11 protein-coding genes and 3 pseudogenes are annotated in these 13705 nt (G+C 70.0%); 5 read left to right on the forward strand and 9 right to left on the reverse strand.

Features of this window, described 5'->3' with window-relative positions:
• Nucleotides 1-152: 152 nt before the first annotated feature.
• Nucleotides 153-1556: an NADP-dependent succinic semialdehyde dehydrogenase gene (locus ACZ4Z5_RS08145; protein ID WP_468258358.1), complete on the forward strand. Its 1404-nt coding sequence runs from the start codon at nt 153-155 to the stop codon at nt 1554-1556.
• Nucleotides 1557-1629: 73 nt separating this feature from the next.
• Here the strand turns inward: ACZ4Z5_RS08145 and ACZ4Z5_RS08150 are convergent.
• The 7 genes and pseudogenes from ACZ4Z5_RS08150 to ACZ4Z5_RS08180 form a co-directional block, all read right to left on the reverse strand.
• A pseudogene (locus ACZ4Z5_RS08150) lies at nt 1630-1866 on the reverse strand (transposase); the annotation flags it as partial.
• A 43-nt stretch (nt 1867-1909) separates the two neighbouring features.
• Nucleotides 1910-2236, reverse strand: a complete 327-nt coding sequence (locus tag ACZ4Z5_RS08155; protein WP_468258361.1) for a hypothetical protein — start codon at nt 2234-2236, stop codon at nt 1910-1912.
• A 327-nt stretch (nt 2237-2563) separates the two neighbouring features.
• The gene (locus ACZ4Z5_RS08160) at nt 2564-3100 is read right to left on the reverse strand and encodes a glyoxalase superfamily protein (RefSeq protein ID WP_468258364.1); all 537 of its coding nucleotides are present in this window, start codon (nt 3098-3100) and stop codon (nt 2564-2566) included.
• 740 nt (nt 3101-3840) lie between these two features.
• Entirely contained in the window at nt 3841-4740 is a 900-nt protein-coding gene (locus ACZ4Z5_RS08165) for a carbohydrate ABC transporter permease (protein WP_468258366.1), read from the reverse strand.
• Nucleotides 4737-5723, reverse strand: a complete 987-nt coding sequence (locus tag ACZ4Z5_RS08170; RefSeq protein ID WP_468258753.1) for a carbohydrate ABC transporter permease — start codon at nt 5721-5723, stop codon at nt 4737-4739. The genes ACZ4Z5_RS08165 and ACZ4Z5_RS08170 overlap by 4 nt, the downstream gene beginning before the upstream one ends.
• A 201-nt stretch (nt 5724-5924) precedes the next feature.
• Nucleotides 5925-7169, reverse strand: coding sequence for a sugar ABC transporter substrate-binding protein (locus tag ACZ4Z5_RS08175; RefSeq protein WP_468258368.1), 1245 nt, complete (start codon nt 7167-7169; stop codon nt 5925-5927).
• A gap of 123 nt (nt 7170-7292) precedes the next feature.
• The gene (locus ACZ4Z5_RS08180; protein WP_468258756.1) at nt 7293-8357 is read right to left on the reverse strand and encodes a LacI family DNA-binding transcriptional regulator; all 1065 of its coding nucleotides are present in this window, start codon (nt 8355-8357) and stop codon (nt 7293-7295) included.
• Nucleotides 8358-8500: 143 nt separating this feature from the next.
• On the opposite strand from ACZ4Z5_RS08180, the gene ACZ4Z5_RS08185 reads away from it, so the two are divergent.
• Nucleotides 8501-10654: an amylo-alpha-1,6-glucosidase gene (locus ACZ4Z5_RS08185; RefSeq protein ID WP_468258370.1), complete on the forward strand. Its 2154-nt coding sequence runs from the start codon at nt 8501-8503 to the stop codon at nt 10652-10654.
• Between the two features lie 125 nt (nt 10655-10779).
• Nucleotides 10780-10995: pseudogene (locus ACZ4Z5_RS08190) on the forward strand (transposase); the annotation flags it as partial.
• Nucleotides 10996-11175: 180 nt separating this feature from the next.
• On the opposite strand, the gene ACZ4Z5_RS08195 reads toward ACZ4Z5_RS08190, so the two are convergent.
• Nucleotides 11176-11544, reverse strand: a complete 369-nt coding sequence (locus tag ACZ4Z5_RS08195) for a hypothetical protein (RefSeq protein WP_468258774.1) — start codon at nt 11542-11544, stop codon at nt 11176-11178.
• Between the two features lie 140 nt (nt 11545-11684).
• Here ACZ4Z5_RS08195 and ACZ4Z5_RS08200 point away from each other — a divergent pair, with 140 nt between their 5' ends.
• Both ACZ4Z5_RS08200 and ACZ4Z5_RS08205 read left to right on the forward strand, forming a co-directional pair.
• The gene (locus ACZ4Z5_RS08200) at nt 11685-12206 is read left to right on the forward strand and encodes a hypothetical protein (protein ID WP_468258373.1); all 522 of its coding nucleotides are present in this window, start codon (nt 11685-11687) and stop codon (nt 12204-12206) included.
• A gap of 323 nt (nt 12207-12529) precedes the next feature.
• Nucleotides 12530-12799: pseudogene (locus ACZ4Z5_RS08205) on the forward strand (TetR-like C-terminal domain-containing protein); the annotation flags it as partial.
• Between the two features lie 91 nt (nt 12800-12890).
• Here the strand turns inward: ACZ4Z5_RS08205 and ACZ4Z5_RS08210 are convergent.
• Complete coding sequence (locus tag ACZ4Z5_RS08210; protein ID WP_468258375.1) at nt 12891-13634, reverse strand: 4'-phosphopantetheinyl transferase family protein; 744 nt, start codon at nt 13632-13634, stop codon at nt 12891-12893.
• Nucleotides 13635-13705 lie beyond the last annotated feature (71 nt).

Consider the following 13705-nt stretch of genomic DNA (forward strand, 5'->3'; position numbering starts at 1 on the left):
CGACGGCCGATGTCAGACCTGCTGCCGCCGCAGCAGGGTGCTGTCGGCGCGAGGGATGCGCAACACCGCCCGTAAGCCCTCTGCGGGCCTCGCGTTGCGGCCCTTCCCCGGGCGCGGCAGGGTCGGAGTACCGAGTCGAGGAGGACGCACCCATGCCCATCGCGACGGTCAATCCGGCGAACGGCGAGACGCTGCGCACGTTCGAGGCACTGGGTCCCGCGGACATCGAACAGCGCCTGGCCACGGCATACGCGGCCTTCCTGTCGTACCGGACCACCGATTTCGGCGAACGGGCACGGTTGCTCGACCGCGCCGCCGACCTGCTGGAGGAGGACCAGCAGGAGATCGCGCGGACGATGACCACCGAGATGGGCAAGCCGATCACCGGTGCGCGGGCGGAGGCGGCCAAGTGTGTGAAGGCCATGCGCTGGTACGCACGCAACGCCGAGCAGCTGCTCTCCGACGAGCACCCGTCGCCCGACGACGTCAAGGACTCCGGCGCGTCCCGGGCGGCCGTGCACTACCGGCCGCTCGGTGTGGTGCTCGCGGTCATGCCCTGGAACTTCCCGCTCTGGCAGGTCGTCCGCTTCGCGGCACCGGCGCTGATGGCAGGCAACGTGGGCCTGCTGAAGCACGCGTCGAACGTGCCGCAGACGGCCCTCTATCTGGAGGACCTCTTCCGCCGGTCCGGCTATCCGGAGGGGTGCTTCCAGACGCTGCTGGTGGGTTCCGACGCCGTCGAGGGCATCCTGCGCGACCCCCGGGTGGCCGCCGCGACGCTCACCGGCAGCGAGCCCGCCGGCCGCTCCGTCGCGTCGATCGCCGGGGACGAGGTCAAGAAGACCGTGCTGGAGCTGGGCGGAAGCGACCCGTACGTGGTGATGCCGTCCGCCGACCTCGACGGTGCCGCGCGGACCGCGGTGACGGCACGGGTGCAGAACAACGGGCAGTCCTGCATCGCGGCCAAGCGGTTCATCGTCCACACCGACGTGTACGACGCCTTCACCGAGCGGTTCACCGCCCGGATGCGGGAGTTGACCGTCGGCGACCCGATGGAGGAGTCGACGGACGTCGGCCCCCTGGCCAGTGAGCGGGGGCGGGCCGACCTGGAGGAACTGGTGGACGACGCGCTGGACAAGGGTGCCCGGGCCCTGTGCGGCGGACGTCGGCCCGAGGGACTGGAGGGCGGCTGGTTCTACGAGCCGACGGTGCTGTCCGGGATCACCCCCGACATGCGCATCCACCAGGAGGAGACGTTCGGCCCCGTCGCCACGCTGTACCGGGTCGCCGACCTGGACGAGGCGGTGGCCCTCGCCAACGACACACCGTTCGGGCTGAGTTCCAACGTATGGACCCGCGACGAGGCCGAGGTGTCCCGGTTCGTACGGGATCTGCAGGCCGGGGGCGTCTTCTTCAACGGGATGACCGCGTCCCACCCCGCGCTGCCCTTCGGGGGCGTGAAGCGCTCGGGATACGGACGGGAGCTGTCGGGGCACGGCATCCGGGAGTTCTGCAACACCACGACGGTGTGGCACGGTCCCACGCCGGACGCCTGAGGCTCCTCGCGGTCGCCGTGGTCGCCGGCAGCAGTCGGCCGGCCGCGACGACGAGGCGGGCATCGGCGTCCCGTAGCCGGCGCCAGGCCGTCACCCCGGAGCGGCCCACGGTCTCCGCGTCACTCCAGGCCACACCGGTCCGCAACACGTACAGGATGCCGGCGAGGGCGGCACGGTCAGGAACACGCAGCCGCCCCGGACAGCGGCGGCTCCGCTCGGGAACGGGTGGCAGCAGCGGAGCCACCCGCTCCCACACGCCGTCAGGAACAAGATCAGCAGGCACCCCTGGAACCTTGCCCATCAAGATCATTGAACACAAGACCCGACGCTCGGACTCATTCTGAAACGATCGGTCAGTACGGGAAGCCGTCGTGATGCCGTAGCAGGTTGTATGCCCCCAGGGCCACCAGCAGCAGCAGACTGAGTTTGAGGCTGGGCATGTGCGGCTTCTTACGTATCAGCAGGCTCACCATGCCCATCACCACCAGAGGAGCCCAGGCGAGAAGATAGAGGTTCCACGCCATCTGCACCTGCTGCTCATTGCGTCGCGCGATGAACAGCGCCATCGACACCAGCAGGAACAGGCCAGGCGACCCCCACAGGAATTCCCAGGCCCCCTCCGCCGGCGACTCTTGCTGTTGCGGAGTCCTGGCGCCCGTCTCGTCGGCCTTGTTGCTCACGTTCCTCATCCTCAAGTATTCAATGCACCGCTGGCGGACTACCGCCACCGGCGGCAGCAGACGCCGAGCCCTGCAACATCAGCCAAGACGCAGGCGGTCCGCCCAGCCGTTGCCCGGGAATCGCAGGTCTGTGCTCGTAACGGTCGCCGTCCGTACGCGCTCGCCCGGACCGCGGCCTGTGCAATCCGGCACCGCCCCACAAGTCGACCGCTCAGCTTGATCCTTAAGCCGCGTACGCGTCATCCGGTTCTTCGGCAGGTGTTGACCGTCGCGAGGACCGCTTCCTGCGCACCCTGGTGCAGCTGCCGGGTAGTCACACCCGGGGACTCATTCGGCTGCTTCGCAGAACCTGATCACGTTGGCGAAGGGATCGGTTATTTCCATGGTCGGACCACCGGGCGCGTCGTTGTCGATTCCCGGTCGCACCCGCCCGTAGGATTTGCCGGAGAGTTCCCGGTGCAGCTTGCGGATGTCGTCGACCGGAACCCAGAGGACCGAGCCGGGGGTTCCGTCCCCGTGGTGCTCGGACACGTCGAGGACCATCAGCTCGCGGCGAAGCCGTGCGTACAGCGGCATACCAGGCTCGAATCGGTGCTCCCACTCGACGGCACATCCGAGATAGTCGACGTAGAACTCTCGGGCAGCTGTCCATCCTTGGATACGCAGGACCGGAACGGGGCCGTGCATACCTGAGCCGGGGGTGCTGCCGAGGGCTACAGAGGCGGTGTTCCAGTCCCGATGGCCCAGCTGGTGGGCGACGAATTCCAGCGCTTGGCTGTGGGTGACGTTCGCCACGCCGATTCGGATCAGGTCATCGCGCAGAACACGCGCTGCGCGCTTGGCGTCGGTCAGTGTCGTGGTCATGAGTTCGCCTGCATGTCCCGGTGCCGTGTCGTCAGTGCCCGCGTTACTGAAGAGGGCACCGTGCGTCGCGGCATGACTGGTGACCAGATGAGGATGTGTTCACCAAGCCGGGAACCGGCGCGGGCGGCAGGCCACATCGAACCTTGTACCTCTATATGCACAGCTGAAGTCTCTTTGGCGAGCCTCGTGTCGGCGAGGCTTGGGAGGTGAGCCCGATCCCGCCCTCGCAGCTGGCTCGAACGGATCAGGATCAGCGGGAATCGTCGCGGTAGGGGCGCGGGGGAGGTTCATCACCCCATCAAACACTCTGGGGCGGGCCCGTGGCCTCCTCGCCTGGAGTGAGCTGCGGCTACATCGAAGGATGTAGCCGCGGTTCGTCACTCACGACGACGATCGGGCGCGCGCCGGCCGACAGGCCGGATCCGAATGAAAGGAGGGCCTCATCGTGATCGCCACGCTGATCGTGGCCTGTGAGGTCGGCTTCTGGGCGCTGCTGTTCGCCGGTCTGGCCGTCCGCCACCTGCTCAGTATGCGGCGTGCGGGCATGGTCCTCCTGCTGTGCCGGCCACTGCTTGAGCTTGGTGGGCGGCCTTCGCTGGTGTGTTGGGGGCGGAGCAGGGGTGTCGGTCGACGGTGGGGAATGAGTCGAGGTGCGCGCGGGACGGGTGCCGTCGGCGCCCACGTCCCTGCCCGCGCGAGGCGCCGGCCGGAGGTGGAGTTCTGCGGCACGTTGCCCTCGGCTACTCCTTGACCGCCCCCGAGTTGGCTCCCTGCACGAAGTAGCGCTGGAAGCAGAAGAACAGCGCCGCCACCGGCAGCGTCGACAGCAGGGCCGCCGCCAGCTTCAGCGGGTACTGCGTACCGCCGCCAAGTCCGCCCGAGACGAATCGCGCGAGCCCCGTGGTCAGTGTCTCGTACTGGCCGGACTGGGTGGCCACCAGGAAGTGGGTGAACTCGTTCCACGAGCCCTGGAACGACAGGATTGTCACGGTGATCAGCGCGGGCCGGGCCATGGGGAGCACCACGGACCGGAAGATGCGCCACACCCCGGCCCCGTCCACTCGCGCGGCCTCCTCGACCTCCCGCGGGATGGACTCGAAGAACTGCTTCATGATGAAGATGCACCCCGCATCCACCAGCAGGGGCAGGATCATGCCGGTGTAGGTGTCGAACAGCCCGAAGGTGTTCAGCACGAGGAACTTCGGGATGAGCAGGGCCACGCCCGGCACCGCCATCACTGTGAGCACGAGGCCGAACAGCAGCGTACGGCCCGGGAAGCGCAGTCGTGCCAGCGCGTACCCGGCCATCGAGGCGAAGAGCACGCGGCCGGCCGTCACCACGACCGATACGAAGGCCGAGTTGCCCAGCCAGCGCACGAACGGTACCCCGTCCCCGGCCCGGCCCAGTCCGAACAGCCGCTGGTAGGCGGCCGTCGTCGGCGTGGTCGGGATCAGCCCGAGGGGATGTGCGGCTGCGTCCGGGTCCGTCTTGAACCCGGTCACCAACTGGAGCACGAACGGCAGCAGGTACAACAACCCGAGCGCCACCACCAGGGCGTATCCCAGCAGCCGTAGCAGCGGAGGAAATCGGCCGAGGACAGGACGCCCCTGCGTCTGTCGGGCCGCGGCGTTCGTGTTCATCGGTGCCTCCTGGAGTGGACGCCGCGCTCCCGCAGCGCCCAGCGCTGGACGGCGGTCATACAGAGGATCAGCGCGAGCAGCACGAACGCGATGGCCGCGCCCTGCCCGAAATCGGCGTCGTCGAAGGCAGCCGAGTACGACAGGTAGGCCGGCGTCAGTGTCGTGTTGCCCGGGCTGCCCTGGCTCATCACGTACACCTGGTCGAAGACCTGCCAGGTGGAGATCAGGCCCAGGGTCAGGACGAGGAAGAGCACGGGCCGCAGTGCCGGCAGCGTCACATACCGCAGCATCTGGAGGCGGCCCACCCCTTCCAGCGCGGCCGACTCCTCCAGCTCGCGCGGGATGTTCTGAAGCGCCGCGAGGAAGATCAGCATGAAGGTGCCGGAGGTTGTCCACACGGCGAGCAGGATGATCGTGCACATCGCGACGGAGGGCCCGGACAGCCACTCGTACCAGGACAGCCCCATGAAGGAGTGGTCGGCGAGAGGGCCCGACGGCTTGTCGGGGTCGAAGACTCCGAGGGTGCCGAGGAGTAGTGACAGCACGCCGCGGGGGTCGGCGAACCAGTTGGGGCCCTTCACCCCGATCCACGACAGCAGCATGTTGACGGCGCCGCTGCCCTGGAACAGGAAGAGGAAGACGGTGGAGACGGCGATGGAGCTGGTGACCGAGGGGAAGTAGAACGTGGTGCGCAGTGCGCTCCGGCCGCGCAGTAGCCTCTGGTTGACGATCAGGGCCAGCGTCAGTGCGAGGCCTGTTTGGATCGGCACGGTCAGCAGCACGTAGTAGGCGTTGTTGCGCAGCGAGGTCGCAAACAGTGTGCGGTCCAGGCCGTCCTCGGTGAACAGTGTGCGGTAGTTGTCCAGGCCGACGAACTCCGTCTGTCCGCTGAACGGGTTGGACTGCCCGTCCCAGTCCAGCAGGCTCACCCACAGGGCCATCAGGATCGGCAGCACCAGGAACAGGCCGAGGATGAGCACCATGGGGCTGACGAACAGCCAGCCCCATGCGGCTTCGGCGCGGCGCCCCACGCGCGGGGCGGGCTTGGCGCGGGGCGCCGCGGCTGGGCCCGTCTCGCCGGGCGTGTCAGGGGCGCCCGGCGAGACGGCCGTACGGGGACCCCCGCCCGCGCGGGAACGCGGGGCCGGGCGGGGGTGCTGTGACGTACGCGGGGACATGGATGCTCAGTTGCCCTTCGCCAGGGCCTGTTCGCCGTTGCGCTGCAGGTCGGCGAGGATCTTCTTCGGGTCGCCGGTGCTCAGTGCGGCGAGGTCGGTGTTGAACTGGGTGAGGACCTTGTCGAAGCCGCCGACGGTCACCGGGCCCTGCGCGTAGGCGGTGGCCTCGGCCCATGCCTCGGCGGAAGGGTTCTTCTTCGCGTACTCGGCGAGGGCGCTGGTACGGGAGGGCATCACGCCGAAGGCGTCCGCGTTCTTGACCATCTGCGCGGCAGTGGTGAGGTACTTCACCAGGTCCACGGCGGCCGACCGGTGGGCGCTTGCCTGGGCCACGCCCCAGCAGGTACTGAAGGCGAGCGTGCCCTTCCCGGCAGGACCGGCGGGCAGCGGGACCACCGTGTACTTCACGTCCGGGTAGTCGGCCTTCATCCCGCCGGTGAGCCAGTTGCCCTCGATGGTCATGGCAGCCTTGCCCTTGCCGAGGGCCTCGCCGCCCCAGCCCGTGTCGACCTGCTTGGCGTACTTCAGGGCGCCGGACTCCAGCAGCGACTGCACGTAGTCCAGGGCCTCGGTGTTCGGCGTACTGTCGGCGGTCATCTTCGTCTGGTCGGGGTTGGTGATCCAGCCGCCTGCCTGCTTCATGAAGACGCCGACCCGCGCGTACTCGCCATTGATGACCAGCCCGGTGACGTCGCCCTTGGTCAGCTTGGCGGCGACCGTTTTGAGCTGGGCCCAGGTGTTCGGGTAGTCCTTCGCGGTCAGCCCGGCCTTCTTCCACAGCCCGGTGTTGACGGCGAGGGCGAGGGTGGAGGTGTCCTTCGGCAGGCACACCAGCTTCCCGTCGTGGGTGAAGGAGGCGCGCAGCTGGGCGGAGAAGTCGTCCGCGTCCTTGATGTCGTCCCCGTACGCGTACAGGGAGCCGGCCTTGGCGTAGTTCGCGAACTGGTCGGAGTTGACGTAGAAGACGTCCGGCGGCTTGTGTCCGGCGAAGGACTGGGCGAGCTGCTGGTTCATGTCCTTGGCGACTTCCACGGTCACCGTGTTGCCGGACTTCTTCGCCCAGGCGGCTGCCGCCTGCTTGACGGCGCTGGTCTCGGCCTCGCCCGAGGTGGCTATCAGCACGGTGAGGTGCTGGCTGGAGCTGGTGTTCTGCACCGTCTCCTTGCTGCTGTCGAAACTCGACGAGCAGCCGGTGGCGGTCAGCAGTGCCGCACAGGCCAGGAGGGCGGCGGCGGCCGTACGGTTGACCATGGATTCCTCCGAGGGTTCGGGGTGGTACGAGGCGGCTCCACCCGGGCGGCACAGGGGCGTGGGCCCGGGGTGTGGGGGTCGAGGAGGGCGGAACTGGGTGAGGGACCGGCCGGCGGCAGGTGCCTACTCGGCGACGGTGGACCTTGACGTGGTGGTGCTGTCGCGGACGATTAGGGACGGCTCCAGCAGGAGCCGCTCGGGTGGGGCGTCGGGGGAGGCCATGCGGGCCAGCAGCAGCCTCACGCACTGACGGCCGGCTTCCTCCAGCGGCTGGGCGACGGAGGTCAGAGCGGGCGAGAGGATCTCGGCGGTCGGCGAGTCGTCGAAGCCGACCACGGCGACGTCCCGCCCGGGGAGGGCGCCGCGCTCGCGCAGCGTCTGATAGCAGCCAAGCGCCAGCATGTCGCTGGCCGCGATCACGGCGGTCGTGCCTGCGTCCAGGAGCGGTTTCGCAGCGGCGCGGGCCGCGTCGATGTCGTTCACGCTCTGCCCGCGCCGCCCGCGGGTGGGCAGTCCGTGCCGGCGCATGGCCCGCTGCCAGCCCTCGGCGCGGTCGTCGCCGACACCGGAGCCGCGCGGCCAGCCGAGGAACGCAATCCTGCGGTGCCCGAGGGCGACCAGGTGCTCCACCGCCGCGTCGGTGCCCGAAGCGCCGTCCACGTCGACCCAGTCGCCGATCTGCCGCGCCGACCACATCCGGCCGAAGCCCACGAACGGCACGCCCCGCTTGGCCAGCCAGGCCTGGCGCGGGTCGTTGCGTTCGGTGTCACTGAGCACGAAGCCGTCGACATCATGGCTGTCGAGCAGTTCCTCGTAGCCCTCGAGGCTCGCGCCGCCGGCGCGTGCGGCGAAGAGCAAGATCCGGTAACCGGCCTCGTCGGCGGCCTCGGACAGGGCGTGCAGGAATCGGTCCATGACCGGGGCCGTGGTGCCGGGCGGGGTGGGCCGGATGCCGTAGCCGATGAGCTTGCTGGAACGGGTGCGCAGCGTCTGTGCGGCGCGGCTGGGGCGGTAGCCCATCTCGTCGATCGCGCGGCGGACCCGCTCCAGGGTCTCGGGACGCAGCAGGTCCGGCGAGTTGATCGCGTTGGACACGGTCTGCGGGGAGACGCCGGCCCGGCGGGCGACCATGGCGAGGGTCACCGGGCCGCCGTTGGCCGAGGAATTCATGCTGGTGGAGCGGGGCATACGGGTCTCCCGGATCGGTCGGGCGAGCATGCTGGAACGTGATCTTCCGGCGCCTCATTTGAACGTTACAAGAGCATTGCCATCGCTGTGGCGTCGTCGTTAATGTCCTTGGAACGATCCAACGCCTGAGAGGTTCTGCTCTTGTGGACACTACTGTCAAGACCCCAGACACCAACGACTCGGTCACGACCCCTCCCGTAGCTGAGGGACTACAGCCGTTCCTGCACGACGCCGTCGTCACGCTGAGCGCGCCGAGCCTGGTGATCTCGCACGCCGACGGACAGCTCGGCAGCGGCGCAGACGGCTTCTACCACGGTGACCGCAGGGGCCTGGCCCACCTCGCCGTAGCCGTCGAGGGCATTGCGCTTGCACCGGTCGGGGGCGGTCTGCAAGGTGCCGACCGTGCAGACTTCCGCGCGATCCTGCGGGGCCTCGGCGAGGTGACGGCGGACCCGGCGGTCACCCTGCACCGGCGCCGAAGGGTCTCCTCCGGCCGGCTGGAGGAGACCTTCGAGGTCAGCAACGCCGGCACACAGCACGTCCGCTTCCGGCTCTTCATCGAGGCGGCCACCGACCTCGCGCCAATGGAACGGGTGAAGTCCGGCCACGCCCCGGACGAGGTACCCGCCCAGGCCGTGGCGGGCGGACTGGCCTGGGCCGGCGACGGACTCGTGGTACGCCTGCTCAGCACCCCGGCGCCCGACGCGCTGGATGCGACGACCGGGCGACTGTCGTACGACGTCGAACTCGCCCCCGGCCAGTCCTGGAGCGCACTCCTGGCCTGCACGGCCACTCACGACGACGGCGACCAGTTCCCGGCCGGGCCCGCGGACCAGCTGCCCTGGCGCACTCCCGTCCTGTGCAGTGCGGACCGGCGGTTCGACCACTGGCTGGAGCAGTCGGTCGCGGACCTGGACCGGCTGCGCCTGACCGACCCGCTCTCCGACGACGGTACCCGAGGGCGCGCCGACCAGTTCCTGGCGGCCGGCGCCCCCTGGTTCCTGACTCTCTTCGGCCGCGACTCGATCTGGGCGGCCCGCATGCTGCTGCCGCTGGGTACGGAACTGGCGGCCGGCACCCTGCGCACCCTCGCCCGCCGCCAAGGCGGCGTCGTCGATGCGGCGACCGAGGAGCAGCCGGGCAAGATCCTGCACGAAGTGCGGCGCTCCACCCAGGAGTTCACCGACACGCTCACGCTGCCACCGGTCTACTACGGCACGGTGGACGCCACCCCCCTGTGGGTCACCCTGCTGCACGACGCGTGGCGCTGGGGCATGGCTCCTGAGGAGGTCGAACAGCTGCTGCCGCACGCCGAGTCCGCGCTCGCCTGGATGCGCGCATCCAGCGACGCCGACGACGACGGCTTCCTCAAGTACATCGACCAGACCGGCCGGGGCCTGGCCAACCAGGGCTGGAAGGACTCCGGCGACTCCATCCGCCACCGGGACGGCCGCCTCGCTGCCCCGCCGATCGCGCTGTGCGAGGTGCAGGCGTACGCGTACGAGGCGGCGCTGGGCGGGGCGGCGTTGCTGCGGGCGTTCGGCCGCCGGGGGGCCGACGAGTGGGAGGAGTGGGCCGAGCGGCTGGCCGGCCGCTTCCGGGAGCGGTTCTGGGTCCACGACGCGCGGGGCCCGTACCCGGCCGTCGCCCTGGACCGTGACGGCCGGCCGGTGGACTCGGTGACCTCGGGCTTCGGCCACTTGCTCGGCACGGGTCTGCTGAACCGCGAGGAGAGTGCCCTGCTGGCGGCCCGGCTGAGCGCGCCGGACCTCGACTCGGGCCACGGGCTGCGCACGCTGAGCAGCGAGTCTGTGGGCTTCAACCCGTACGGCTACCATATCGGTTCGATCTGGCCGCACGACACGGCGATCGCCGTACACGGCCTGGTCCGAGCCGGATTCCCCGAGGCAGCGGCCCCGCTGGCAGCGGGCCTGCTCACCGCCTCCGCCGGCTTCGACGCCCGCCTGCCCGAACTGTTCGCGGGCCACGGCACCGCGGCGCGCGAACAGCCCGCGCCCTACCCCGCATCCTGCCGGCCACAGGCATGGGCAGCGGCAGCATCGGTCATGGTGCTCCGGTCCGCCCTGGGCCTCGACGCGGACGCGCCCGTGGGCACCGTGACGGTTGCACCCACATTCGCCCAGGAGTACGGCCCACTGACCGTGACGGGACTTCAGGTCGCCGGTGGCCCACTGAAGGTCACCATCGCGGCTGACGGCACAGCAAGCGTCGTGGCACCGAACGGGCTGACAGTGGTCAGAGGCGATACCGAGGAGACGAACATGATCCGCGGGTAGCCCCTCCACCGCAAGTCCTGCCGCAGAGCCGCTCATCAAGCCACCGGTGCACTGACTGATCGTTTCAGAATGAGTCCGAGCGTCGGGTCTTGCCTTCAATGACCTTGATGGGCAAGGTTCCAGGGGTGCCTGCTGATCTTGTTCCTGACGGCGTGTGGGAGCGGGTGGCTCCGCTGCTGCCACCCGTTCCCGAGCGGAGCCGCCGCTGTCCGGGGCGGCTGCGTGTTCCTGACCGTGCCGCCCTCGCCGGCATCCTGTACGTGTTGCGGACCGGTGTGGCCTGGAGTGATGTCCCCGCGGAGACCGTGGGCTGCTCCGGGGTGACGGCCTGGCGCCGGCTGTGGGACCGGGGCCGGCGTCCGGCCGCGCCTGCATGCCGCCCTGCCGATCGACCCGTCATCGCCGCCGAGAACCTGGCCGCACGGCTCGCCGAGCCCGTGCCCTGGCTGGGTGGCGCCGGTCATCTCGCCGAACGGCACTGCGTGAGCCGCGCCTGCACCATGATCAGCACCCTGGGCAGACTACTGAACGACAAACAGCCCAACCACCCCCAGGCCCTGTTGGACCGAGCCCGCCGCCCCGGCCGGTCCATGGGCTCCCTCGCCCGCGCGCTCGAAGGCTTCTTCACCCAGCGCGGCCTCGCCCTTCCCACCGACCAAGCGCAACAGCTCGCCGCTGGACGCCGCCGACACCGCATCGACGCCACCCCGCTCACACTTCGACCGCAGGTCCAGGCGTTCGCCGAGTCCATGCTGCGAGCACGCGAGCGCGCCCTGAGAGCCGGCACCCTGCCCCGTGTCGGCGTACAGGTGAACGTGAACGTGCACAGGCACGTACAGCCGGACGTACACAGCGAAGTGCTTGCCGAGCCGGCGGCGGGGAGTCGTCATCGATGCGCCTGTGGCCGAAGGGGGCGACAGCCCTCCCCCGCGCGGAGGAGACGGAGGTACGGGTCTCCTTCTGAGTCCGGCTTCGAGGCCGGTCCTCAGGGACGATGCCGGGGCGACGGCACACCGAGACGATAGTGCACATGACGACCACGCAACTTGACACGAGCCTTCCGTCCCCGCCCCGTTGGGCCGTCCGTGCTGCCCACGCCGCCGCGCTGGTCACCCTGCCGTCCGGGATCTGGCGCCTGCTGCTGGCGGCCGGTTTCACCGCCGGGTACACCGAGGCCGGGTACGAGGCGATGGGTTTCACCGGCTGGGGTGCAGTCTACGTGGTCGGGCTCACCGTGGGCGGAGAGCTGCTCGCGCTGCTCACGCTCGGGCTGGTCCGGCCGTGGGGTGAGGTGCTGCCGCGGTGGGTCCCCCTCGTCGGCGGGCGCCGGCCGAACCCGCGTGCGGTGACCGTGGCGGCGAGCCTCGGCGCCGGGGCGCTGACGCTGATCCTCACCCAGTTTGCCTTCTGGTGGGCCTTCCCCCACCCGGACATGACCGCACTCGGCAGCACCATCGCCGGAATCCTCTACCTGCCGCTGGTCGCCTGGGGGCCACTCCTTGCCGCCGTCACCATCGCCCACCACCGTCGGCGTCGCGCCGCAGGACTCTGACCGGTTGTCCTGTCTCAGGTAAGTCCGGGTAGCGCGAGTCGATGACCTGCGGTGCCCGGAGATCAGTGAGACGGTTCAGCTTGTGTTCGTCTCGGTTGAGTCCAGGCATCCGAGCTGCCGCGGTGGGACCGCACCCGGGTTGAGCCGGATGGTCACGTGAACGACGGCCACCGATCGGCGGCCCACTCCAGCCAACCCGACCACCCAGGAGGCGGACGATCAATCTCATGACCATCGAGTTCTGAGGTGTCGGGCTCCTCGAACGGCGTCCTCCAGTGCAAGAGGTCCGCCTCGCTCATCGCGAAGGTCTGATCTGGAGTTTGTCCCGTACCGGCCGCGCCTACGTCCGCGACGCCCTGCTCGGCGACCCGGACGGCGGCAACGCCAGCCGGTGCTCCGCCTACGCCGCCGAACAGATCGGCGTCGTCCTCACCCGTGCGACCGAACGCGGGGAGAAGGCACCCGACGTCGAAACGGTCGTCGACCATGTCGTCGCGCCCCTGATGTACCGCATCCTCTTCCGCCCGCACGGGCTCGACACCGCTTACGCGCGTCGGCTCGTGACAGCAGTCCTCGGCCCGACCGGCCGGTGACCGGACCGGTTCGCCTCCGGCCGTGCCGGGCGAACCCGGGAACCCGGCTACGAGGCCGTCCACCGCGACACCGCTCGGAACGAGCACGAGGTCAGCCGCCCGGCGCCCGGCCGGCCCCACCCGTACGCCCTGTCCCGCCCACACGCCCCGCCCCGCCCGTACGGTTCGGAGGTCCCGGCCCGGCGGCCGGGCGGCACGGCTCGACGATCGCGGTGACCAACAGACCGCCGGACACGATCCACCGTCCCGCGAAGCCCTCCGGCGGCACGCCCGCGGCCGGGACGAACGGCCGCGCCCTGAACGTGCCGTCCGGGTGCAGCTCGACGTCCGCCTCCTCGAAGCCGAGCCAGCTCCGGGCCAGCGGGAACCAGGCCTTGTAGAGCGCTTCCTTGGCGCTGAACAGCACGCAGTCCCAGTGGACCCCCGGCTGCCGGCGCAGCAGCATCCGCTGCCGCCGGAGCTCGGGCTCCGTCACGACCATGTCCATGACGTCGGGATCGAGCGGCGCATGGACCTCGGCGTCGACGCCGATGGTGAGGAACCGGCTGCTGTCCGCCACCACTGCGGCACGATAGCCATCGCAGTGCGTCAGGCTCCCCACGACACGAGCCGGCCACAGGGGCGCCCCGGAGTCACCGACCGGGATGGCCACCGCGGGATGCCCGAGTTCCTCCAGCGCGCGGCGGGCGCACCAGCGGGCGGTGGTGAACTCCCGTCGGCGCTTGTCGCCGGCGTTCCCGATCGCCTCGGCCTCCGACGGGTGGATCCACGCCTGCGGGGGATCGCCGAACGCCTCCGCGGCGGCCGTACCGGGTGGCAGTATCGCCTCGATCACGAGGCCCGCCGCGGCTGCCGCCGCTCACCGTCGCCGGTCCCACGGTTCTCGTAGCCGACTCCCCTGTCCGC

It is taken from the genome of Streptomyces sp. NPDC030222 (assembly GCF_055573115.1).

Bases quoted from the DNA above. Each gene is read 5' to 3' on its own strand.
- ACZ4Z5_RS08145 (WP_468258358.1), top strand. From the start codon at position 153: ATGCCCATCGCGACGGTCAATCCGGCGAACGGCGAGACGCTGCGCACG.
- ACZ4Z5_RS08160 (WP_468258364.1), bottom strand. From the start codon at position 3,100: ATGACCACGACACTGACCGACGCCAAGCGCGCAGCGCGTGTTCTGCGC.
- ACZ4Z5_RS08165 (WP_468258366.1), bottom strand. From the start codon at position 4,740: ATGAACACGAACGCCGCGGCCCGACAGACGCAGGGGCGTCCTGTCCTC.
- ACZ4Z5_RS08170 (WP_468258753.1), bottom strand. From the start codon at position 5,723: ATGGTGCTCATCCTCGGCCTGTTCCTGGTGCTGCCGATCCTGATGGCC.
- ACZ4Z5_RS08175 (WP_468258368.1), bottom strand. From the start codon at position 7,169: ATGGTCAACCGTACGGCCGCCGCCGCCCTCCTGGCCTGTGCGGCACTG.
- ACZ4Z5_RS08180 (WP_468258756.1), bottom strand. From the start codon at position 8,357: ATGCCCCGCTCCACCAGCATGAATTCCTCGGCCAACGGCGGCCCGGTG.
- ACZ4Z5_RS08195 (WP_468258774.1), bottom strand. From the start codon at position 11,544: ATGACGACTCCCCGCCGCCGGCTCGGCAAGCACTTCGCTGTGTACGTC.
- ACZ4Z5_RS08200 (WP_468258373.1), top strand. From the start codon at position 11,685: ATGACGACCACGCAACTTGACACGAGCCTTCCGTCCCCGCCCCGTTGG.